21 protein-coding genes and 1 pseudogene are annotated in these 22,678 nt (G+C 70.4%); 9 read left to right on the plus strand and 13 right to left on the minus strand.

Annotated features, from left to right (window positions below):
* Positions 1-85: 85 nt before the first annotated feature.
* From ACZ4IF_RS03680 to ACZ4IF_RS03695, 4 genes and pseudogenes are all read right to left on the minus strand, one after another.
* The gene (locus ACZ4IF_RS03680) at positions 86-496 is read right to left on the minus strand and encodes an STAS domain-containing protein (protein ID WP_051370900.1); all 411 of its coding nucleotides are present in this window, start codon (positions 494-496) and stop codon (positions 86-88) included.
* A gap of 147 nt (positions 497-643) precedes the next feature.
* Positions 644-3,295 carry an amino acid permease gene (locus ACZ4IF_RS03685; protein WP_467559190.1) on the minus strand — a complete coding sequence of 884 codons (2,652 nt, stop codon included), beginning with the start codon at positions 3,293-3,295 and terminating at the stop codon, positions 644-646.
* A 397-nt stretch (positions 3,296-3,692) separates the two neighbouring features.
* Positions 3,693-4,034 (minus strand): annotated as a pseudogene (locus ACZ4IF_RS03690) (HAD family hydrolase); the annotation flags it as partial.
* A complete protein-coding gene (locus ACZ4IF_RS03695) occupies positions 3,946-4,230 on the minus strand; it encodes a hypothetical protein (protein ID WP_467559192.1) in 285 nt (94 codons plus the stop codon). The pseudogene ACZ4IF_RS03690 and the gene ACZ4IF_RS03695, both read right to left, overlap by 89 nt.
* 270 nt (positions 4,231-4,500) lie before the next feature.
* On the opposite strand from ACZ4IF_RS03695, the gene ACZ4IF_RS03700 reads away from it, so the two are divergent.
* Positions 4,501-5,196, plus strand: coding sequence for a DUF899 domain-containing protein (locus ACZ4IF_RS03700; protein WP_467559194.1), 696 nt, complete (start codon positions 4,501-4,503; stop codon positions 5,194-5,196).
* A gap of 76 nt (positions 5,197-5,272) precedes the next feature.
* Here the strand turns inward: ACZ4IF_RS03700 and ACZ4IF_RS03705 are convergent, their stop codons facing one another.
* From ACZ4IF_RS03705 to ACZ4IF_RS03715, 3 genes are all read right to left on the minus strand, one after another.
* On the minus strand, positions 5,273-5,845 hold the full coding sequence (locus ACZ4IF_RS03705; protein WP_467559196.1) for a hypothetical protein: 573 nt from the start codon (positions 5,843-5,845) through the stop codon (positions 5,273-5,275).
* 151 nt (positions 5,846-5,996) lie between these two features.
* Positions 5,997-6,581, minus strand: coding sequence for a hypothetical protein (locus ACZ4IF_RS03710; RefSeq protein ID WP_467559198.1), 585 nt, complete (start codon positions 6,579-6,581; stop codon positions 5,997-5,999).
* Positions 6,582-6,815: 234 nt separating this feature from the next.
* Positions 6,816-7,493: a GAP family protein gene (locus ACZ4IF_RS03715; protein ID WP_467559200.1), complete on the minus strand. Its 678-nt coding sequence runs from the start codon at positions 7,491-7,493 to the stop codon at positions 6,816-6,818.
* A gap of 453 nt (positions 7,494-7,946) precedes the next feature.
* On the opposite strand from ACZ4IF_RS03715, the gene ACZ4IF_RS03720 reads away from it, so the two are divergent.
* The 5 genes from ACZ4IF_RS03720 (at position 7,947) to ACZ4IF_RS03740 (ending at position 12,318) form a co-directional block, all read left to right on the plus strand.
* Positions 7,947-8,174 (plus strand): ferredoxin, encoded by a 228-nt coding sequence (locus ACZ4IF_RS03720; RefSeq protein ID WP_467559202.1) that lies wholly within the window; start codon positions 7,947-7,949, stop codon positions 8,172-8,174.
* Positions 8,171-9,565, plus strand: coding sequence for an NAD(P)/FAD-dependent oxidoreductase (locus ACZ4IF_RS03725; RefSeq protein WP_359487231.1), 1,395 nt, complete (start codon positions 8,171-8,173; stop codon positions 9,563-9,565). The genes ACZ4IF_RS03720 and ACZ4IF_RS03725 overlap by 4 nt, the downstream gene beginning before the upstream one ends.
* Before the next feature lie 8 nt (positions 9,566-9,573).
* Positions 9,574-10,794 (plus strand): cytochrome P450, encoded by a 1,221-nt coding sequence (locus ACZ4IF_RS03730; protein WP_467559204.1) that lies wholly within the window; start codon positions 9,574-9,576, stop codon positions 10,792-10,794.
* Positions 10,795-11,079: 285 nt separating this feature from the next.
* Entirely contained in the window at positions 11,080-11,568 is a 489-nt protein-coding gene (locus ACZ4IF_RS03735) for a gluconokinase (RefSeq protein WP_467559950.1), read from the plus strand.
* A gap of 396 nt (positions 11,569-11,964) precedes the next feature.
* Positions 11,965-12,318: a DUF190 domain-containing protein gene (locus ACZ4IF_RS03740; protein WP_359487227.1), complete on the plus strand. Its 354-nt coding sequence runs from the start codon at positions 11,965-11,967 to the stop codon at positions 12,316-12,318.
* Between the two features lie 68 nt (positions 12,319-12,386).
* Here the strand turns inward: ACZ4IF_RS03740 and crcB (ACZ4IF_RS03745) are convergent, their stop codons facing one another.
* The 6 genes from crcB (ACZ4IF_RS03745) to ACZ4IF_RS03770 form a co-directional block, all read right to left on the minus strand.
* Entirely contained in the window at positions 12,387-12,761 is a 375-nt protein-coding gene (crcB, locus tag ACZ4IF_RS03745) for a fluoride efflux transporter CrcB (protein WP_359487225.1), read from the minus strand.
* Entirely contained in the window at positions 12,758-13,108 is a 351-nt protein-coding gene (locus ACZ4IF_RS03750; RefSeq protein WP_467559952.1) for a DUF190 domain-containing protein, read from the minus strand. The genes crcB (ACZ4IF_RS03745) and ACZ4IF_RS03750 overlap by 4 nt, the downstream gene beginning before the upstream one ends.
* The gene (crcB, locus tag ACZ4IF_RS03755) at positions 13,108-13,524 is read right to left on the minus strand and encodes a fluoride efflux transporter CrcB (RefSeq protein WP_467559206.1); all 417 of its coding nucleotides are present in this window, start codon (positions 13,522-13,524) and stop codon (positions 13,108-13,110) included. The genes ACZ4IF_RS03750 and crcB (ACZ4IF_RS03755) overlap by 1 nt, the downstream gene beginning before the upstream one ends.
* 1,263 nt (positions 13,525-14,787) lie before the next feature.
* On the minus strand, positions 14,788-14,967 hold the full coding sequence (locus ACZ4IF_RS03760) for a hypothetical protein (RefSeq protein ID WP_467559208.1): 180 nt from the start codon (positions 14,965-14,967) through the stop codon (positions 14,788-14,790).
* Between the two features lie 62 nt (positions 14,968-15,029).
* Entirely contained in the window at positions 15,030-15,602 is a 573-nt protein-coding gene (locus ACZ4IF_RS03765) for a DUF6529 family protein (RefSeq protein ID WP_467559210.1), read from the minus strand.
* A gap of 457 nt (positions 15,603-16,059) precedes the next feature.
* Positions 16,060-17,127: a DNA polymerase III subunit beta family protein gene (locus ACZ4IF_RS03770; RefSeq protein ID WP_467559212.1), complete on the minus strand. Its 1,068-nt coding sequence runs from the start codon at positions 17,125-17,127 to the stop codon at positions 16,060-16,062.
* A gap of 451 nt (positions 17,128-17,578) precedes the next feature.
* On the opposite strand from ACZ4IF_RS03770, the gene ACZ4IF_RS03775 reads away from it, so the two are divergent.
* The 3 genes from ACZ4IF_RS03775 to ACZ4IF_RS03785 all read left to right on the plus strand — a co-directional run bounded on the left by ACZ4IF_RS03775 (position 17,579) and on the right by ACZ4IF_RS03785 (position 22,672).
* A complete protein-coding gene (locus ACZ4IF_RS03775) occupies positions 17,579-18,799 on the plus strand; it encodes a S53 family peptidase (RefSeq protein WP_467559214.1) in 1,221 nt (406 codons plus the stop codon).
* Positions 18,800-19,537: 738 nt separating this feature from the next.
* Positions 19,538-20,350 (plus strand): hypothetical protein, encoded by an 813-nt coding sequence (locus tag ACZ4IF_RS03780; protein ID WP_467559215.1) that lies wholly within the window; start codon positions 19,538-19,540, stop codon positions 20,348-20,350.
* 15 nt (positions 20,351-20,365) lie between these two features.
* The gene (locus ACZ4IF_RS03785) at positions 20,366-22,672 is read left to right on the plus strand and encodes a bifunctional polysaccharide deacetylase/glycosyltransferase family 2 protein (protein ID WP_467559217.1); all 2,307 of its coding nucleotides are present in this window, start codon (positions 20,366-20,368) and stop codon (positions 22,670-22,672) included.
* Positions 22,673-22,678 lie beyond the last annotated feature (6 nt).

Genomic DNA, 22,678 nt, shown 5'->3' on the forward strand with positions numbered 1-22,678 from the left:
GGTCACGGATCCCATGGTGGTGGTGCCCTCCCTTGATCGCCCGCCGGCCGGCGCCCCGACCGCGCCGCCGCTCCCGGCGGACGGCTCACGCCCCGGCCTCGCCGTGCGGCCAGTGCGCGAGACCGTCGGCGGACGGGGCGTCGACCGTCGCCTCCTCCGGCGAGACGTAGAAGTCGTAGGCGTCGTGGAGGCCGCTGATCTCGAAGACCTTGAGCAATCGGCCCGACGGGCAGGCGATCCGGAGCGAACCCTCCTGCTCCCGGATGCGCTTCGTGCTGGCCACGACCGTCCCCAGCCCGACGGAGTCCAGGAACGGCACGAAGCACAGGTCCAGGACGAAGTGACGGTGACCCTCACCGAGCAGTTCCACCACTGCCTGCCGGATCCCGGGCGAGGTGTGGACGTCGATCTCGCCGTCCACCTCGAGCACGGTCCAGCCGTTGACGACGTCATAGCTGATGGCCATGCGCTCGCTGCGGATGATGCTCGTTCGCATGGCCATCCCTCTTCTCGTCCTCCGGACGGCACAGGGTCCCCGGCGCGGCACCCGGCACAGGCACACGCATACGCCTGCGGCCGCGTGCAGACAGGGCTGACTCCACTCCAAGCCGCGCGGACGCTGATCGCAAGTCGGGAACGCCGATCACGCGTGGCGGGGCTGCCCCTCGTCCGCCGGCGGCAGGTCCTGCTCGGTCCAGATCGTCTTGCCGGTGGGCGTGTACCGCGTGCCCCAGTGGTGGGTCATCTGCGCGATGATGAACAGGCCCCGGCCGCCCTCGTCGTCGCTCGCGGCATGCCGCAGGTTGGGCGTGGTGTGGCCGGTGTCGGAGACCTCGCAGATCAGGGTCCGGTCGCGGATCAGGCACACCTGGATCGGGCCGCCGACGTAGCGGATGGCGTTGGTGACCAGCTCGCTGACGATGAGTTCGGTGGCGAACGTCAAATCGTCCAGGCCCCAGTCGCGGAGCTGTTTGCTGACAGCGGTGCGGATGGTGGCCACCGCCGCCGGGTCCGGGGGCAGCTCCCACTGGGTGAACTGGTTCCGGTCGAGCAGGCGTGTGCGGGCCAGGAGCAGCGTCGCGTCCTCGTCCACCGGCCCCGGCAGCAGCGCGGTCACCGCCCGGTCGCACAGCTCGTCCAGGGACGCGGTGTTGTCGGCGAGGGCCTCGGACAGCTGCGCGAGCCCGGCGTCACGGCTGTCGGCCGCCTGGAGGAGGCCGCCCGTGAAGAGGGCGATGAGACTGCCCGCCGGAAGGTCCAGCTCCTTGCTCTGGTAGGGCGGCCCGCCGAACCCCAGCTGTGGTCCGGGGGGCAGCTCGGGATAGTGCACGACGCCCTTGTGCGGTTCGAAGACCGCCAGCACCGACTCCCCGGCCCGTGCCAGGCTGCACTTCCCCGTGACGGGGTCGTACACCGCGTACAGGCACGTCACGCCGAGGGCGGCGTCGGCCGGCATCCTCAGATGACCTCGGCCGTGGCCGGTCAGGCGCCGCTCGTGTTCGGTCTGCTCGACCAGGTCGTCCAGGCGGGACAGCAGCTCGTCCGGGCTCAGGTCCAGCCGGGCCAGGACGCGCACCCCGGTGCGCAGCCGCCCCATGGTGGCCGCGGCGCGCAGCCCGTGGCCGAGCACGTCACCCACGACCAGGCCGATCCGGGTTCCCGACAGGGGAATGACGTCGTACCAGTCGCCGCCCACCCCGCTTCCGCTGTCGGCGGGCAGATAGCGGCTCGCCGAGTCGAGAGCGGTGTGCCGGGGCAGGCGGCGCGGCAGCAGACTCCGCTGGAGTCTCAGGGTCACCGCATGGCCGCGGGTGACCACCGGCATCAGCAGGAAACCGAGCAGCAGGGCACCCAGGCCCACGACGGTGACCCCGCCGGTCGGCCCGATCAATGGCAGGTCGACGCTGGTCGCGCCGTAGTCGGGGGCCGCGTAGACGATGGTGGCGTAGACGAACAGACAGAGCATGATCAGCCCGCCCAGCCCCGGCAGGACGCCCTTGAAGACGAAGTCCTTGGTGCTGCGGGTGAGGATCTTGCGGTAGTACCAGAGGCAGGCGAACCCGGTCAGGCCGTAGTGGAACGTGATCGCGAGGCCGACCGAGTCGATCGAGTCGGCCAGTACGTTCCCGCTGAAGGAGGTCAGCAGCACGAGCAGGGCGATGGAGACGGCGCCCATGCCGACGGTCGACCAGGTGGGGGTGAGGAACCGGCGGTGGACCCGGGCGAGCCGCGAGGGGAGTGCCTTGTGGACCGCCATGGAGAAGACGGTCCTGGCCAGCGGCAGGATCGTGGTCTGGGTGGAGGCCAGTGCCGAGGTCAGCACCATCAGGACCAGCAGGGTCGTCAGGACGATCCCCGCGTCCTCGTTCCCGAAGACGGCCTCGCCGAGCCCGGAGAACACGTCGTCCGAGTTCCCGGAGTTGCTGAGCCCGATGCCCGAGGACCCGATCCCGGCGTAGGCCTGCGCGGAGGTGGTCACCAAGGCGTACATGATCAGCAGCAGTACGGTCGACATGACCGCGGCGCGTCCGGGGATACGGGTGCTGTCGACGGTCTCCTCATTGATCGAGACCGCGGTGTCCCAGCCCCAGTAGATGAAGACGCCCGCCAGGAGTCCCGACGTGAGGGCCTTCACCGACGACACCTCGAAGGGGTTGAACCAGGAGGCGGAGACGTGGATCGCCGTCGGTGGAGCGTCGGTGTAGGCCCTGACCAGTGCGGCGACGGCGAAGACGACCAGCATCCCCACTTCGAGACACAGCAGCCAGCGCTGGACGGCGGCCGAGAACTCGATGCCTATGTAGCAGACCACGGTCATCACGGCGATCCAGGCGATGCCCGCGACCGTGGTCCACAGCCGGTCCTCCGCCAGCCCGTCCAGGCCCACCAGCCGGAAGCTGTAGATACCGGCGATCTCGGCGAGGCTCGCCATGACGATGACGTTGGCGACGATGATGCCCCAGCCGCCCATCCAGCCGGTGCGGGGGCCGAAGGCGCGGGTCGCCCAGGTGAAGGTGGTGCCGCAGTCCGCGTTGCTCGCGTTGAGCTCCCGGAACGCGTACGCGATCAGCAGCATCGGGACGAACGCCAGCATGGTGACGATCGGGGCCTGGAGTCCGACCGCCGCCACGATGAGGCCGAGCGTCGCGGCGAGGCTGTAGGCCGGAGCGGTGGAGGCCAGCCCGATGACCACCGAGGAGAACATGCCGAGGGCGTCGTTCTTGAGCCCTTTCTGGCCGGCCCCCGTCCCGGGTGCGGGACGGCCGGGGGACCCGGCTCCGCCGAAGTGCCTCACACTTGATTCCAACGCCGCGCCACGGCCCTCCGCAACAGCGGGGCGTCCGGAGGGCCGCACACCACGGAGCCCTCCGGACCGGGAAGGGGCTCAGCAGGTCACGCGGCCTGGCGGGGAAGCCTGCCGTGGAGCTTGCACCGCCGCCCCCTGTCGTCGCCCTTGCGCAGCCCCTTGTCGTGGGCTCCTCGTTCCGTGACCTCCTCCGCCGTTCCCGCGGCGCGTCACGGCGCGCCCTCGCGGACCAGCCACGGGCCCGAGGACTCTGCGGCCCGCGGATCGGGACGGAGGTCCAGCATCCGGGTGAGCAGGGGAAGCGCGTCGGCCGCGGTGCGGGCCTGCGCCGTGGGCGGCCGGGCCACATCGGCCGACAGGGGGTGCCCGCCCGGGGGACGGCGAGGACGCGCATGCCGGCGGCGCACGCCGCCCGGATGCCGTTCGCGGAGTCCTCCACCGCCACACAGTCCGACGGCGGGACACCGATCCCCGCGGCAGCGCGCAGGGAGGCGTCGGGAGCGGGTTTGCCGGAGGTCACGTCCTCGCCGCAGACGACGGCCCCCAACCGCGGCGCCAGGCCCAGCTCCGCCAGGATCGCCACGACGTAGCGGCGCGGGCTGGCCGTGGCCACGGCGACCGGGCCGTGGCGACCGGCCTCACGCACGAGGTCCAGCGCTCCGGGCAGCGCCGGAACCCGGCCTGCCGCGCACTCGACGGCCATCGCGGCCGCACAGGTCTCCACCACCTCCGCTGCCCGCCGCGCCGCCGCACGAGCCGGCGACGTACGACGCCCAGCCGCCGTTGCCGTGCAGCGCGGCGTCGTCCTCGGCCCGCCAGCGGTGCCCGTGCCGGGCGGCGAAGGCGGCGCACACGCGTCCCCACGCCGCGCCGCTGTCGACCAGCGTGTCGTCCAGATCGAAGATCGTCGCCGCTCGCCGCACCGGCGTCACACCGCCGCGGGGTCCGGGCGCCGCAACGCCTGCGACAACTGCTCGATCGCGACCATCGCCAGCCCGTGCAGGTAAGAAGCTCAAACGACGGATCGCCGGAGTCGGTTCGCGCCCAGCGCTCGCCCCAGGACGCCGCGCGCCTCTCAGTGCGCCCGTTTCGGGGACACCACCGCTTTGCCGGCGGGCGACCGATGAGTTCCGCAGACCCGTGGAGTCCACCTCTGCACAAGCGAAATCGCGCACGAGCTCTGTGAGGGGACCATGACCACCCACGCCCTACCACCTGTCGTCGACACCGCGACCTGGGAGCGCCGGCTCGAAGAACTGCGTGCCCGCGAGAAGGCCGCGACGCGGGAGCTCGACGCCATCGCCGCCGAGCGACGCCGCCTGCCGATGGTCGAGATGCCCGACTACACCCTCGAAGGCGAGGACGGCGCCGTCCGGCTTGCGGACGTCTTCGACGGCAGGCGGCAACTGATCGTCTACAACCACATGTGGTCCGCCGGCCAGGAATGGCAGTGCCCGGGCTGCACCGGATTCACCTCGCAGTACACCCGGCTGGAATTCCTGGACAACTACGACGCGCGGTTCGTCGTCGTCACCCAGGGACCGATCGACGAGGCACTCGCCTACAAGCAGCGGGTCGGCAACCGGATGACCTGGTACTCGACCGCGAACAGCTCGTTCGGGGCCGACGTCGGCGCACCGCCCGAGGGAGGGTTCGCGGTCAACGTGTTCCTGCGCGACGGCGACACCGTCTACCGCACCTGGCACACCGACGGCCGCGGCACCGAGCAGCTCAGCCACACCTTCGCGCTGATCGACCTCCTGCCGTACGGACGCCAGGAGGAATGGCAGGACTCGCCCGAAGGCTGGCCCCAGTCGCCCACCTACAGCCGGTGGGTGACGTCGAAGGACATCGCCGCGGCCTACGGTCCTGGCACCGGCCGCGACTGAGCGGACCACGAACCCGGTTGAGCCCCCTCTCCATCGGGGCGGGGGCTCGACCGGACAGGCGGACCGCCGCCCGTGGTCAGGAGTCGCCCGTCGCGCAGCCCCTGTCCGTCCTGCGCAGGGCCGTCGCCTCCGCCCGGCCGGCACGGGCCAGCAGGCGCTCCCGCCTGCGGGGCCACCACAACAGGTCGGCCAGCAGGACAAGGACCACCAGCCACGAGACGACCGTCTCGCCGGTCTCGCCCGTCAGGGTGTCGTACACGGCGAGTGCGACCGCGAGCGCGGTGACGAGCAGGACGAGCGGGCGGTGCAGGCGGTCGTCCTCGGCGGCCCGGCGCAGGGCACCGGCGTACTCGACGACCGGGGGCGCCAGCCGGGGATCGTCGACGGCCTCGCCGCACCGGGTGGCGCGGACCACGGCCACGCGGTCGGCGTACGGCATCTCCTTCGCCGCGGGCCAGATCCGGTCCATCCGGCGCGCCGTGCGGATCCCGCAGAAGAGGCTCAGCACCACGAAGACCACCGCGGCGCCCGCCCATGACCCCGACTCGACGAGAACGAACACCCCGGAGAAGACGCCGGCGGCGAGGCCGGCGGCCACGGCGCGGCTCACCGCCCCCCGCTGCCACAGCCACCCCGGAACGAGAATCACCCGCTCACGGTCGCCGTCCCCCACGCGGGACGCAACCACCGCCCCGGCAGGTCGCCCCCGGCACACGCACACGGCGCACCACGACGGACGGACTCACCGGACCTGCTCCCTCACCCGCGCCGCAGTGGCCGACGCGTGCGTCCTCGCGCATTCAGCGCAGACGGTAGGGCGGGCCCTTGGCGCAGCCGGGCGGTGTGTTGTTGCCGCTCACATCGAAGTCCGCACAGGTGAGGAAAAGATAATTGAACTTGCCGAGCAGGAAGGCGAGAATTCCGATGACCAGCGTGATGCCTACGGCTCCGAAACGCTGAGCCGTAGGAAGCTCGTCGTAGTCGGACAGGAGAATTTTCGACAGGAGCCACGTCAGATAGGGGGCGCTCAGAATGGTGACGGCCACCTCGAAATAGTGGAGGTAGTGAAATCCCTTGCTGATCGGTGCCGTCATGCCGAGAATGATCCAGAGCGACGGCAGCAGCAGCGCGGCCCAGCTGCCCCAGGGCACGGAGACCTGTCTGTGCAGCGCCAGGCCCGCGAGGAGTACCGCTGTGGCCACCGCCCAGAGGGCCAGCACATTGTCGAAGAAGATGGCGTCGTAAGCGCCGAACGTGAACGCCGGCCACCAGATGACCAATGTCCCGCCCGCCGCCGCCGTCGCGGTGGCACGCAGCGAAGAATGGATTTCCGGTAGGCCACGCTTGCCGCTCGATCTCGGATTGCGGGTCTCCCCGGACTCCATTCCCACTCCACCCGTTCACCGTAAGGCCAGTAGGGTGAGCCGTTCCGATTTCCTCTTCACGAAACACCCATTCAGCCTGTTCGACGATATAGGGGCGACGCCGCCCGGGTAAGGGCGACACGCCGCGCCTGCAGGGGCTCGGGGGGCACGGTCACGCACCGGCCTGCGACGGCCCTCGCACTGTGGCCCGGGAGCACTCCACCGCCCCGACCGGGCGGCACCGCACGCCCGCGGTCAGGAGGTCAGCACGTCGATGCCGTCCCCCAGCAGTTTCAGTCCGAACACGAAGAACAGGACCGCCATGATGGCGGCGTTGTGCCGCGCGGCCCATTCCTTCCAGTTGCCCAGCATGTTCTTCGCCCGGTCCCCCATGACCAGGAACACGCCGAGCGGGGTCAGGAGTCCGATGGACGCGATGACGATGAAGATCGCCAGCGCGGCGATCTGCTGTCCGACCGGCACCCCCGACGCGCTGATCGACGTTGCTGCGGCGATGGTCAGCGGAGCGTTCTTCAGGTTTCCGGCCGACAGCAGGAGGGCGAGGAGGAAGATCTTCACCGGCGTGAAGCGGTCGATCGCGGCCATCCACTGCGGCAACTGCGCCTGCGTGACGTCCTTGGGGCGACGGCGCCACAGCCGCACGGCGAAGAGGGCCAGCGCCACTCCCAGCACGAGCTTGAGGACCCCCACCCAGTCCGCGGGATGCCCGTGGCTGTCGGCACTCCCCTTGCCGCCGATCAGCAGCATCACCGCGCCCACGGCCGACAGACCCAGCACCCAGCCGGTGGCGAACACCAACCCGTTCAGGCGTCCATGAGGCGTTGCCAGCACGATGATGATGGCGACGATCGGAAGCGGGCTGATGGCGACGGCCGCCGCCAGGCCCAGTACATCGCCCAGTACGTTTCCCATGCGTGCCTCCGGCACATCGAAGAACTGCACTGACCGCGGCCGTCGGAGCGACGGACACCACGAAGCAGGAGCACTCCGCGGACCGGGTCGCTCCACGCCACCTACAAAGGATCACCGAGCACGGTCATGGCCGCAGGAGCACGCGGCATGCGGGGGACGAACACGCACTGCCGCCCTGGTTCCCCAAGTGCAGGTGATGGGCGCGCGGGATACGCTTTTCTCGACAAGTCAGGTTCCCTGGGCGGTTCTAGAGACGCCAGTCGCTTCCACGGAGGCCAGTCGCTCTGTTCGTGGCGAACAACTTCCTTCTGTGGAGACCCGACTGACCCGGTGTGCACCCCCTCGCACCCGCTGGGCTGAGCGACGACCGACTTCCTCCGCGAGCATGTCGCGCGCGTGCCGCAGTGGCACCGGCTTCAGGGTCCGCAGTCTGCAGTGCCCGTGGAGGCCGGGATGAGAATTGTCGTTGATCTTTCCCGATGTGAAGGTTATGCGCAGTGCGCCTTCCTGGCTCCGGACGTGTTCCGGATGCACGGCGAGGAAGCGCTGATGTACGACCCCAGCCCCGACGACGCCCGGCGCGAACAGGTGCTGCGCGCCGCGGCGGCCTGCCCGGTCCAGGCCATTCTGGTCGACCAGTTGGAGGGGCGGGAGGCACCGGTGGAGGCGTCGTCGTCATGACCAGTGCGGACACCCTGCGAGCGTTCAGACGCGACGGCCGCATCGTGATCGTCGGAGCCTCGCTGGCGGGGCTGCGGGCCGCGGAGGCTCTGCGCGCCGAGGGCTTCACCGGCTCGCTGACCATGATCGGTGACGAGCTGGGCGAGCCCTACGACCGGCCTCCCCTGTCCAAGCAGGTACTGACCGGATGGGTGCCGGCCAGCGGCACCACGCTGCCGCGGCGCCGTGACATCAACGCGGAGTGGCTGCTGGGCGTGCCCGCCAGCGGGCTGGACATGGCGAGCAACGTCGTACGTCTCGCCGACGGACGCGAGGTTCCCTTCGACCGGGTGCTGATCTCCACGGGGGTACGGGCCCGGCCCTGGTTCGTCGAGAGCGAGGCGGCCCTGGACGGAGTGTTCGTCGTGCGTACCCGCGAACACGCCGAGGGTCTGCAGCGAGCCCTCGCCGCCGGGCCCTCGCGCGTCCTGGTCATCGGCGCGGGGTTCACCGGCTCCGAGATCGCCTCCATCTGCCGCGAGCGCGACATCCCGGTGACCGTCGCCGAACTCGCGCCGGCCCCGCTGGTCGGGGCGCTCGGCGCCATGGTCGGTGAGGTCGCGGCGGACATGCAGCGCGCTCACGGCGTCGACCTGCGCTGTGGCGTCAAGGTGACCCGGCTGGAGGGCGACGCGCAGGGGCACCTCCGCCGCGCCCACTTCGACGACGGCAGCACGATCGACGCCGACGTCGCGGTGGTGGCACTCGGCGGCATCCGCAACACCGATTGGCTCCGCGACTCGGGACTGGCGGCAGGTGTCTGGGGAATCGCCTGCGACACGGGCTGCCGCGCCCTCGACATCAACGGCCTGATCACCGACGACGTCTTCGTCGCCGGAGACGTGGCCCGCTGCCCGAACCCGATCTACGAGTACCGGCTGATCTCGCTGGAGCACTGGGCCAACGCCGTGGAGCAGGCCGAGGTCGCGGCGCACAACATGGTCAGCGCCCAGGCGGACCGCTGGCCCCACCTGTCCATCCCGCTGTTCTGGTCGATCCAGTTCGGCGCCAACATCAAGTCCGTCGGCGTACCGACCTTCGCCGACGAGGTCGTCGTCACCCAGGGGTCGGTGTCCGACCGCCGCTTCGTCGCCGCCTACGGCTACCAGGGCCGCGTCACCGCGGCGGTGAGCTTCAACAACGCGAAGTGGCTGGACCATTACCGGCAGCTGATCGAGACGGCCGCACCCTTCCCGCCGCCCTGCCCCACGCCCGACCAGCCCGTCGACTCCAAACCGGTGCCCGTCGACTTCCCCGGCCCCGCCCTGATCGCCCAGGGAGCCACGGTGGTCGTCACCGGCAACGCCCCGAGTGAGCGGCGCGTCACGTCCCTGCAGCAGCACCATCGGTAGGAGGGAAGATGACCACGACCCAGATGCCCGACACGCTGCGCAGGATCCTCGACTACTCCTCCCGGGCCGACCCGTACCCGCTGTACGCCGAGCTGCGCAGGACGCCGGTGGCCCGGCAGGAGGACGGCAGCTACGTCGTCAGCACCTATCGCGAGCTCACCGAACTGCTGCACGATCCGCACCTGAGCTCCGACGTCCGCAATCTGGCGCATCCGATGCCCTCGCACGAGGGAGAGACCACACCGCCGTTCATCAACCTCGATCCGCCCGAGCACGACCGCCTGCGGCGTATGGCGATGCGCCACTTCGGGCCCCCGCACACCCCGGGCCTGGTGGCCGGGATGGACGACGATCTGACCGCCGTCGTGAGCAGTCTGATCGACGGCTTCGCGGGCAAGGGGCAGATCGACATCGTCGACGACTTCGCCTACCCGTTCCCCGTCACGGTGATCTGCCACCTGCTCGGCGTGCCGCGCGAGGACGAACCGAGGTTCCATCTGTGGGTGGACGCGATCGTCGACTCGATCGACTACAACCCCAAGATCGACCCGAAGGAGAAGCTGGAAAAGGGGCTGCAGGCCCGCAAGGACCTGCGCCAGTACCTCGGCGGACTGCTGGAGCAACGCCATGGCCGGGCGGGCGACGACCTGTTGACGCGGCTCGCCAACGACGACGGGCCGGACGGGCGGATGACCGACGAGGAGATCGTCTCCACCGCCAACCTGCTGCTGATCGCCGGCCACGAGACCACCGTCAACCTCATCACCAACGGCATGCTGACGCTGCTGCGCCACCCGGAGGTGCTCCAGCGGCTGCGCGACGACCCGGGCCTCGTCGTCCCGCTGGTCGAGGAACTCCTGCGCTACGAGCCTCCCGTGCACATCATTCCGTGGCGGGCGGCGTACAGCGACATCACCGTCGCCGACACCGTCATCCCCAGGGGTTCGCAGATCATGCTCATGCTGGCCTCGGGCAGCCGCGATCCGGACCGCTTCCACGATCCCGACCGCTTCGACCCCGACCGGCGGGACAACCAGCATCTCGGCTTCGGCAGCGGTATCCATCTGTGCTTCGGCGGCCCGTTGGCCAGGCGGGAGACCCAGATCGCGCTGACCGAGCTGGTACGCCGCCTCGACCGGCCCCGGCTGGTCGCCGATCCACCGCCCTACCGGCGCAGCCCGGTTCTTCGCGGTCCGATCCATCTGCCCGTCGAGCAGGGCACCGGCTGACGCGACAGCCGAAGACACACCGACCGCCGCTCCCGGTCTGGCGTTCTCCACCGTCAGGCCGGGAGCGTCCTGCCGTGAGGCTGTGGTTCCCATCGGGCACATCCCCGCGCGACGGTCTGCTGCGGGTGAGGGACAGTGGCGAGCTGGACGCGCTCCGCCCAGGGCCGGCTCATCCAGCACTCCGTGGCACGACAGGTGATAGTGGAGGTGGCTCCAGTCTTCGACCCGTCGCCTCAGGGAGGCTCGTTGACCAGCGTGGTCGGTGGTTCACGCGTGGTGATCGTGATGGGCGTGTCGGCGTCCGGCAAGTCCACCGTCGGACCACGCCTCGCGCAACGGCTCGACGTGCCGTTCCTGGACGGCGACGACCTCCACCCCCCTGCCAATCGCGCCAAGATGGCCGCAGGCCATCCCCTCGACGACGCGGATCGCGAGCCGTGGCTGGCCGCCTTCACGGAGTGGATTCGAGCGACGGCGGCAGGCGGGCACGGGGGCGTCGCCACGTGTTCCGCGCTCAAACGTGAGTACCGGGACCGGTTCCGGCGGACGGGCGCGGACCTGTGCTTCGTCCACTTGGCTCTGGACCGAGCGGTGGCCGCGGAGCGGATCGCCCGTCGCAAGGGACACTTCATGCCTCCGCGGCTGCTCGACTCCCAGTACGACATCCTGGATCCGCTCGGGGCCGACGAGCCGGGCCTCACCGTCGACGCTTCCGGCGACCGGGAACAGGTTCTGGCGGCGGCGCTGCACGCGGTGGCCGAGCGGGACCCGTAGTCCGCGTTCGTTCTCCCGAGCCCCGGCAAAGGCGTACGGGAGGCGGTGGATTCATTCCATAGTGTGCTGAATGGCGATATCTTGGACGTGTAGCCGAAGTCGTCTTGCGGCTGCGGTTACGCGGCGGTGGGGCTCGCCGTACCCAACCGTGGCATTCGGTGCCACCAACAGTCCCTACTCGTGAAGTGATCTTGGCCTGTCTGTCGGCCCGCGCGAGTAGGAGGGCTACGGAATGGAAGGCCCCAACTGCAGCTCACGTTGTTCGGCCGTCCGGGTGGACGTGGCCGGTTCTTCGGGTTGGATCTGCCGTGGCGCGGCGGGCCCCGGGACACATCGGTTGCCGCTGGGCCGACCGCGCGCGGCGCAAAGCGCCTGTGTGATGGCCAGGAGGACGTCATGATGCCCATGGAATCGGCCCTGCAGCTGACGATCTTCATAGAGGAGTGCGACACCTGGCATCACCGGCCACTGTTCGCGGAGATCGTGCATCGCGCCCATGAGGCGGGTTTGGCCGGCGCGACGGCCTTCCGTGGCGTCGAGGGCTTCGGAGCCTCCTCGGTCATGCACGCGCCTCGGATGCTGTCGCTGAAGCAGGACCTGCCATTGGTGATCGTCATCGTGGACGACGAGGAACGCGTACGCCGGTTCCTTCCGACGCTGCGCGAGCTGATCGACGAAGGGCTCGTGATCGTCGAAAGGGTCGGGATCATGCGGTGCACCGACCGGGATTCCGTCCCCGCACAGGTCTGAGGGGTCCGGTTCCCGGCAGAGGCCCGCAGGGACGGGTGCGGATCGTTCGGCGACCCCGGGGCGTCGGCCTAGCCGAAAGCCGCCTGCGCGAAGGTCAGGCCGATGAACACGGCGCCCAGCCCGGCCACGATCGAGGCCACTACGTTGACCGCGGCGAGAAAGCGCGCTCCGGCCTCGGCGAGGCTGAGCGTCTCGTAGGAGAACGTCGAGTAGGTGGTCAGGGCCCCGCACAGGCCCGTGCCCAGGAAAAGCTGCACGTTCGGCGAGGCGGCTCCGGCGAGCGTCGCTCCGGTCAGCGTGCCCAGGATCACCGATCCGGTGACATTGGCTCCGAACGTGCCCCAAGGGAAAGTGGTGCCATGGCGTGCCTGGACGCTCCGGTCGATCAGATACCGCATGGGGGCGCCGATGGCCCCTCCGAGAATGACGAGCAGGAACCTCATGTGGCTGCAGCCTCCCGGCCCTTGTAGTGGACCACCTCGACCGGCTGGACGGTGACGAGGCCGCTGATGGGCAGCTCTTCGAGCTGGGACATGAAGGCTCGGATGCGGTCCTCCTCATCGATGATGATGACGGCCGTCGGCAGGTCGTCGGCCATCGACAGCAGCCGTGTGGTGTGCACGACCGATGTCGCCCCGAAGCCCTCCACGCCCCGGAGAACCGTCGCGCCGGCCAACCCCGCCTCATGGGCCCGGTGCACGATTTCCGTGAACAGGGGCTTGTGCTGCCAGGTGTCCGTGTCGTCCACGATGATGGTCAGGCGCAGTGCGTGTCCGTGGAGTCGCATGATCACAGTCCTCTCGTCGCGAGGATGCGTCTGGTGGAGACCATGCCGATCTTCGCCGCGGCCAGGGCGATGACCACGGTCGCCGCCAGGTAGGTCAGGGCGAGGCCGGCCCTGTCCGCTCGCACCAGACGTTCGATGTCGACGCAGTACGTGGAGAAGGTCGTGAAGCCGCCCAGAACTCCCGTCCCGAAGAACGGCCGCAGCAATGGGTGCACGGTGAAGGCTTCTGTGATCATCACCAGGAACACGCCGATGATGAAGCACCCGACCGCATTGACGCCCAAGGTCGTCCAGGGGAACGCCGCCTTCCCCGTGGGCCAGATCAATGCCGCTCCGTAGCGCGCACAGGAACCCAGGGCGCCACCCACAGCAACGACCGAAAGGGTCTGCAGATGCGTACGGCGGGCCTCCCGACGCACGCGCGCCCGTCCCGCCGCAGAGCTCTCGGAGACCGCGGTGGCCGGTGAGCGTTGCGCAGGCCCATCACTCACGTTGCCTCGCCCTCACGAGCCGCAGGACCCCCAGCTCGGGATGAGCACCCGGTGCGGCCGCTCGGTGCCGATCGAAGGTCCCCGACAGGCCGCTTCACCTACCAACCAACCCTAAGCCTTGACCCGGACAGCACCGGACTCGTGCCTCACTCCCGTCACGTGCGCCACGACGTGCCCGCAGTCGGGAACGGGGCCGCCTCCGTCCCGGTACCGCCCGGTCTCCTGCCGGCGACCCGCCCCGGCCGTGTGCGGCGCTGACGGCGGTCGGACGGTGCAGCCGGGTCCCGATGCTTTCACCGTGGTCCCCTCCGAGGGTTCCCTTCGACTCCGCGGCGCGCCGCCCGGTGTCCTCCTCTGCTCGACTCCGGGGCGGTGCGGACGGATGCGGTCACCTCGTCGGGCGGGCACACGCAGGACGCGCCCTTGATGCACAGAAGGGACTCATCGATCATTTCACTTCTTTCCGTCTCATATAGCGCGTCTGCGTGCACCGTGAGGCAGCGGGGCGCTGGACTGCTGCTGACTGCGCACGGGCGCTGACGCGTCTGACACCAATGAGCTGGGAGAGATCGGCGGACGGAAAGTACATGCTGCGGTCTTCGACCGCGCCGTCGGAGCGACGGCGCGAGGGGCTCGGCAGCGGTCGGCGACGGTACGGAGCAGGCACCGCGACAGCCCTGTGTGTGGTCCTGTCCGGTGTCGGGATGGCTCCGGCGGCTGCCGCGCCCCGGCCCCGTGCGGTCGACGTCACTCAGACGTAGCGACGATCACCGCTGACGGCGCCGGTGGCTACGACGGCGGAGGCGCGGGCGGAGGCGGAACCACCACTCCCGTGTCCAGCGGCTCGGGCGGGGGCGGGGCGTCAAGCGTGGCGACGGGCGGCAGCCTGCTCGTGGTAGCGGGTGGAGGAAGCGACAACGGAGGACGCAATCTCCCCAGCCAGGGAGGTGCCGGCGGAACCCCCGAGGGCACCGACGGCGCGGTCGGCGGGACTCTCGGCGGCTCGCCCGGAGGCGGCGGAGGAGAAGGAACCACCAGCGCGCCCGGCGCGGGAGCCACCGCCGGGTCCTGCACCGGCCAGGCAGGCAACGCCGGGGGCGGATCCTCCGGCGCGACGGTCGGCACGGGAGGTGCCGGCGGCAACTACTCCGGCTGCAGCACCGGACTCGTCGTCAGCGGCGGCGGGGGCGGCTACTTCGGCGGCGGGGGTGGCGCGTCCGCCACCACCCTGGGTGCGGCCGGCGGGGGCAGCGGTGGTGAAGGCAGCAGCTTCGCCGGCACCACGGGAACCGGCACCACGTATGCCACCTCGCCGGTCGGAACACCCGGCGCCAACGGCCAGGTGACGATCAGCCACACGATCCAGGACATCGAGTGCCGCACTCACCTCAGTGCGCGTGACCGCTCGGAGCAGGCACTCGGTGACGGCGCGGTCAGAAGCCGGGGGCGGAGCCGGCGAAGAACCACAACGCGGCTGTGTACCACAGCAGTGCGATGGCGGTGACCAAGGCGCCGCCGGCGGCCGGAAGTGCCCAGCCGGGCAGTCGGCGGCTGCGTACCACCAGCACCTTGGCGACGAACACGCCGTACAGGACGCAGCCCGCGATGGAGTGCACCGCCACTCGGCTGCTCGAGAACTCGACTCCGTAGGCGGTGATGCACTGGTAGGCGATGGGCAGCGACAGCAGAAAGGCGAGAAGGCCGATGAGCCGGTGTGTGGGCTGCACCCGGTGCGGCGCGGCGCCCGCTCCCGGCAGGCGCCGGTACATCCACAGCCCGAGCAGCAGTTGGACGACCGCGAGTGCCATCAGAGCGCTGCCCAGGCGCGCCTTGAGGTCGACGACGCCGACGCCGTGCTGCCCGAACAGGCCCTGGGTGTAGTCGGGTGTGTGCGTGCGGCCGAACACGTACACACCCACCGCGACCGCGACCGGCAGCAGCGCGACCAAGAAGCCCGCCACCATGTGTGCGGGGCGCCGCTTCTGCTCGCCCGTGTGCTCGGTCATCGGTCCCCCATCGGTCGGGGTCGTCTTGGCTGCCGGTTGCGTCGACGACGTACCACTGTGGCGCCGGACGCGTCGGTCTCCTCGCCGTCGGTCGCCGCGGCCGTTCCGTTCATGAGCGCGCTCCATGGTGTCGGACGGCGCATCCGTGCGGCCGCGGGAAGCGATCCCGGCGGGCCTCTCCTCCCAGTTGGCCCGGGGCGCTCGGGGCCTGTCCACTCCAGTTGGTCCGCCTGGGCGGTCGCTGCTCCATCGGTGACCGAGCGACGCCGCCATGGATGTTCCTGAGAGGCTCGCCGTCGTTCCCCGCTGTTCCCCGTCGTTCGCCTCGTGGTCGGCGGTGAGCCCCGATAGCAGGCGGACACGGCCCGCTCGCTGCGGCCCGCGACCACGCCGGGCGGAACCTTGGCGGCCGACTGCTCGATCGGACCGGGCGAGCCGGATCAGGGTGAGTGGACCGTCAGTCGTCCAGGCGGACCGGCATCAGGATCGAGAAGGTGCCCTCGTCGTCGGGCCGGCGGACCGCGATCGGCGTCGCGGGGGTGTCGACCTCGAGAATCAGTCGGTCCCGGGCTCCGGCGGCCAGCGCGTCCAGGAGGAACTCACGGTTGACGGCGACGCGGTCCGGGTCTGCGTCACCGTCTGCGCAAAGGGTCACCGTGCCGCCGTCCTCCACCCTGAGCACACTGAGGTCGGGCGCTCCGGCCTCTTCGGACCGGACAGGACCGGTCTCCAGGGCTTTACGGAAGGCCGCCACCTCGACGACGGCGCGGCGCCCTGCGGCCTGAGGGAGGAGACGACGGTAGTCGGGGAAGTCGTGGTCGAGGCACTGACCGGCCGCCTGCCCGTCCCCCGCCCCCAGCGTCACGCGGTCACCGTCCAAAGACAGCCGCACGGGTCCCTCGCCGTCCAACAGCGCCCGCATCGCGTCGGCGAGCGGGCTGGGCACGACGACCTGCACTCGGCTCCCGTCGTGCCCGGCGACATCGGCCTGCGCGACAGCCATCCGGTACCGGTCAGTTGCCACGACGTGGAGTCTCTCGCCCTCGATGTCGAACAGGACCCCGCCGAGCATCGGCAGTTCAGGGTCGGTACTCGCCGCGAAACGGACCGCGTCCAGCGCGGCTGCCAGCTCAGGTGCGGTGCCGGACAGCCGGACGGCGGCGATGCGGAGCGAAGTCATGGGATTCTCCCGGTGATCGAGTAGTGCTCGGAGCGCGGAGAACTCGCCGCGGGCGTCGGACAGTCCCTGTTCGAGACGGCGCAGGTGCGCCTTGAGCAGTTCTCGGACCAGATCGGTGTCCGCGCCGGACCAGCCGGCCAGCACCAGCCTGATGTCCGGCAGTGGCATTCCGGCCCGCCGCAAGCGGGCCAACAGCCGGGCCTCTTCGAGCTGCTCGGGTTCGTACCAGCGGTAACCGCTCACCGGATCCACCCAGGCCGGGACCAGCACACCGGCACGGTCGTAGAACCGCAGGGCGCTCACGCCCAGACCGCTGTCGCGGGCCATCTCGCCAATGCTGTGCATGTCGTTCTCCACACCCGGCACTCTGGGCCCTGCACAAGGTCGAGGGTCAACCCGGCTCGGGAGCGGATCTCGCGGCAGAGGAGGGCAGGTGCTGCGGTTCGACGGCCCTGAGACGAGACCGTCGGCAGAGGAAGCTGCCCCCGTGGCCTGCCGGATCGGCCGAGGCTCCCACCTGGCACGGCGTCGTGGACGGACGACCCGCTTGCCTTCCATGCGGTCACTCGGGTCGGTCAAGCCATGGTCGAGCCCGCTTTCCGTCATGACTCACTCATGAACGGAACGTGATCGTCCCAGGAAAGGCAAAGAAACGTCCCCGCCTCAACCTTCTTCTTGTTGACGTGACCTCGACATCCATACGGTCTGCCCGGCCACTGCGCGCATCCCGCGCCGAGGCCGTACCGCGCACCCCCCACAGCCCTTCCCGGTTCACCCACCATGTGGAGGACGTACGTTGCGCAGAACCGTATCCCTCACCGCCGTGGCCACGCTCGCCACGGCCGCACTGGCCCTGGCCTCCCCCATGGGCCAGGCGGCCCAGACCACGGCCTCCCCGTCCCGCGGCGTCACCGTCGCCCACGCCTGCGCCGCCCCGGCGAAGAAGGGAGAGATGGCCTGCAATGCCCTGCAGGTCACCGCGGGCACCCCGCAATCGGCGCACGCCGAGAGCGACCTGAGCGCGGCCGCCGCGCCCTCCGGCTACGGCCCCGCCTCGCTGCAGGCGGCGTACAACCTGCCGTCCGCCAGTGGCGGTTCGGGCCAGACGGTGGCGATCGTCGACGCCTACGACGACCCGAACGCCGAGTCCGACCTCTCCGTCTACCGCTCCCAGTACGGCCTGCCCCCGTGCACCACGGCCAACGGCTGCTTCAAGAAGGTGGACCAGAACGGCGGCACCAGCTATCCGCGCGGAGACTCCGGCTGGGCCGAGGAGATCTCCCTCGACCTCGACATGGTCAGCGCGGCCTGCCCGAACTGCAAGATCCTGCTGGTGGAAGCCAAGACGCCGACCATGACCAACCTCGGCACTGCCGTGAACACCGCCGTCCAACTGGGCGCGAAGTTCGTCTCCAACAGTTACGGCGGATCCGAGTCCTCGAGCGACTCGACGTACGACTCCAGCTACTTCAACCACCCGGGCGTCGCCATCACCGTCTCCTCCGGTGACAACGGCTACGGCGTCGAGTACCCCGCGGCCTCCAAGTACGTGACATCCGTGGGCGGCACGTCCTTGAAGACCGCCTCCAGTTCCCGCGGCTGGACCGACACGGTCTGGAGCGGAGCTGGCTCCGGCTGTTCCAAGTACGACGCCAAGCCCGGCTGGCAGAAGGACACCGGCTGCGCCGACCGCACCGTGGCGGACGTCTCGGCGGTCGCCGACCCGAACACCGGGGTAGCGGTCTACGACACCTACCGCTCGGCCACCGGCTGGATGGTCTTCGGGGGCACCAGCGCCTCTTCCCCGCTGATCGCGGCGACCTACGCGCTGGGCGGCGCCCCGTCCGCCGGCTCCTATCCGGCGTCCTTCCCGTACGCGCACACGTCGGCGCTGTACGACGTCACCAGCGGCTCGAACGGCAGCTGCGGCGGTTCCTACCTCTGCACCGGCACCGCCGGGTACGACGGCCCGTCCGGGCTCGGCGTCCCGAACGGCACCACCGCGTTCACCGGCTGAACAAGCCGGTCGGTCACGTGTATTGCGCGGAGGACCGCCGCCATGCTGCGGCATCCCCGGTCCTCTGCGGGCCGGAGTCGGCGGCAACGCCGGCTCCGGCCTTCCGCGCGACGCCGTCTCCGCTGCGCGCCGCGGACGGGGCACGCGTCCGGGCTGCCCCAGCCCTCGGTCACGGGTCTGCCCCGGAGGAACCGGAAGTTCGTCGCCTCGTCGGCCCCGTGTCCGACCGGGAAGCCTTCCGGCCGGGTGATGTTCCGCGCCGGTAGTGCGCTGTGTGAGTGCCACTCGCGTGCAGAACGGATCGTGGGCGACCGCCCGTCGGCACCGGCACCGCGCGCTCCCCAGAGCACTCCCCGTGCTGCTCTTGACTCCCCCCGGGAGCGCACGGGGAGCAACTGGGGCGGCCGGACCCCCGCCCACTGCACGGGGGTCCGGCCGCCCCGCACACGTATCGGACCGGCGGCAGGCTGTCGGGCCCGGATCACGGACCTTCCCGGAACCACGGATCTCAGGATCCGGGCGCGCTCACGGCCGCAACACGGCACAGCAGTCGCGGTGAACCGTGTCCGGCGAACCGACGGCGAGCCACGTGCTGCCGTCCCGCCGGTCCCGCCGACCGAGCCGCCCCTTTCGCCTGGTTCGTTCTGTGCTGCGAGGCCGAGGTGTAACACTTCCGGCCGAGTTCACTCTGTCCAATCGGACGGCTGTGTCGGTCAGCCAGGACAAGGAGCACGACTCGTGCGGTGGACGGACGAAAGCGACGGAGGGTACGGCGAATATCCGTACGACGGCGTCGGGTACACGTATGCCTACGGTCACGAGTACAACGGGAGCGTCACCACCGGCACGGCAACGATGCCCCAGGACTCGACGCAATTCACGCAATGGGCGCACGCGACGGGTGACACCCGTGCGGCCGGGACCGACCCCTACACCGTCAGGCCGGACCTCTACGTCGTCGCCACGGACGAGTACGCCGCCGGGCCGAGCCCCGCCGCGGCGGCATGGGACGCTCCCCGCGCCGACACCCTCACCATGCCGCCTCCGGAATTCGGCACGCCCGGCGCGCCCCCAGCCGCACCGGAAGCGCCGAAGAGCGGGCCGGTGAGCCCCGTCTTCGTCGATTCCTCGGGGCGACGCCAGCGTCGCGTTCTGCGCGCCGCCCGACTGCTGGTGCTCCCCGCAGGCGGCTACGCCGCCCTGCTGATCAGTGCCGTACTCGGCGGTCCCAGCCTCAACGCCCCGTTCGTCCCGCAGCCGGACACCACGCGCCCCACCGCGCCCCACTCGCCCGCGCCCGACGCAGACCGGTCCGCACCGAGTGCAAGGCCCACCGCGGCGCAGAAGACCTCCCGCTCCACAGCCGTGCAGAAGAGCTCCGGTTCCACCGACCGGTCGACAGCAGCGTCCGTCACCTCTGCCGCCACGTCCGCCCCTACCGCGACGCCCACCGGGGTCGCGTCGCCGGCCTCGGCCCCGACGGCCACTCCCACCGCCACCCCTGCGTCCAAGGGCCGCGCGCTCGGCTCGTCCCACAACCCCGTGAAGTGATCCAAGGCCCCTGACATGACCGACCGCCGACGCCGCAACGTTCCTCCTCGTCGCAGCCGCACCCGCCAGATCACACCCCGCACCCATTGGCTGCTGCTGAGCGTCCTCGTGGTGACCCTGTCGGTGGCCCTGCTGCTTCAGGGCTACACCCATCACATGTTCGGCATCACCTCGGACGACGTGACCGACCGCGGCAGGAACGACTCGGTGCCCAGCCAGGTGGTCCACGGCGGCGCCGTGATCGCGAACGCCGCCACCTCTGCCCACACCGCCCGGGCGAAAGCCCACACCGTCGCGCTGACCTTCGACGACGGCCCGGACCCCACCTGGACGCCGCGGATCCTGGACGTACTGCGCCGCAACCACGTGCACGCGACCTTCTTCGTCGTCGGAACCCAGGTCGTCGCCCACCCGGAGCTGGTCCGCCGCATCGTCGCCGAGGGCCACCAGATCGGCATCCACACCTTCACCCATCCCGACCTGGCCCGCCTCGCGCCGTGGCAGCGTTCGCTGGAACTGCGCGAGACGCAGCTGGCGGTAGCCGGCGCCGCAGGGGTCACCACCGCACTGCTCAGGCCGCCGTACTCCTCGAACAACGCCACGCTGGACAACGCCGACTGGTCTGTGCTCAAGCAGGCCGACGCGGCAGGTTACGTCACGGTGCTCAGCACCAAGGACTCCGAGGACTGGCAGCGCCCCGGCGTGGAGCGCATCCTCGCCCATGCCACACCACATGGTGACGGCGGGCAGATCATGCTGATGCACGACGCCGGCGGAGACCGCTCACAGACCGTCGCCGCGCTGGCTTCCCTGGTGCCACGTCTCAAGGCACAGGGCTTCACGTTCGCGACAGTGTCCGACGCGGTCGGCATGGCCGCACCTGTCCAGGCCGCCGGCCTCGGCGATCACCTCAAAGGGCTGGCCCTCATCAAGGCTCTGCAGGGCGGCGACCGGGTGGTCCGGCTGCTGGGCCTGCTGATGTATGCGGCCGGGGCGATCAGTGTGCTGCGAGCCGCCATCGTGCTGATCGCCGCTCGGCGGCACCGGCGCCTGCGAACGCGACGACGCGGCCGCACCTGGGGGGCGCCGGTCACCCAGCGCGTCAGTGTCATCGTCCCCGCCTACAACGAGAGCGCCGGGATCGAAGCGGCCGTGCGATCGCTGCTCGCCTCGGACCATCCGGTCGAGATCATCGTGGTCGACGACGGTTCGACCGACGGCACCGCCGACCTGGTCGACTCGCTCCACCTGCCGGTGCGGGTGATCCGCCAGCGGAACGCGGGCAAGCCCGCCGCCCTCAACACCGGACTCGCCTTCGCCACCTGCGACCTGGTGGTCATGGTGGACGGCGACACGGTCTTCGAACCCGACACCGTCCGCACGATCGTGCAGCCCTTCGCCGACCCCCGCGTGGGCGCCGTCTCGGGCAACGCCAAGGTCGTCAACCGCGGGGGTCTGCTCGGCCGCTGGCAGCACATCGAGTACGTGGTCGGATTCAACCTCGACCGCCGCCTGTTCGACCTCGCCGAATGCATGCCGACCGTTCCCGGAGCGGTGGGCGCATTCCGCCGCCAGGCGCTGCTGGACCTCGGCGGCGTCAGTGACGTCACCCTTGCCGAGGACACCGACCTCACCATGGCGCTGTGCCGAAACGGCTGGCGAGTGGTGTACGAGGAGGCCGCGAAGGCGTGGACAGAGGCACCCGCCTCCCTGAACGCCCTGTGGCGGCAGCGGTACCGCTGGTGCTACGGCACCCTTCAGGCGATGTGGAAGCACCGGGGCGCGATGGTGCAGCGCGGTGCCGCGGGGAAGCTGGGCCGTCGAGGACTGGTCTATCTGCTGCTCTTCCAGGTTCTTCTGCCCCTGCTGGCACCCGTTGTGGACATCTTCGCCGTGTACGGGCTGGTCTTCCTCGATCCGGTCCGGATCCTCGGACTGTGGCTCGCCTTCCTGCTGCTGCAGTTGCTGATGGGCCTGTACGCGTTCCGCCTGGACGGAGAACGGCCCGGCCCGCTGTGGAGCCTGCCACTGCAGCAGTTCGTCTACCGGCAACTGATGTACCTGGTGGTGATCCAGTCCGTATTCACCGCCCTGACGGGCTCACGCCTGCGGTGGCAACGCATGGAGCGGTACGGCAGCCTGCGGGCCCCGGCGGGCGCTGAGACACCGCTCGATGGCCACTCTCCGCAGGAAGCCGGGTTCGCGCAGCCGACACCGTACGACGGCTTCTCCTACGCGGCACCGTACGACGGGCACGCGCAGCCCCTACCCCACAACGGCCTGCGGCAGCGTGCACCGCACGAGGCACCACATCGGTACTGAGGTCCA

This window comes from Streptomyces sp. NPDC025784 (genome assembly GCF_055558435.1).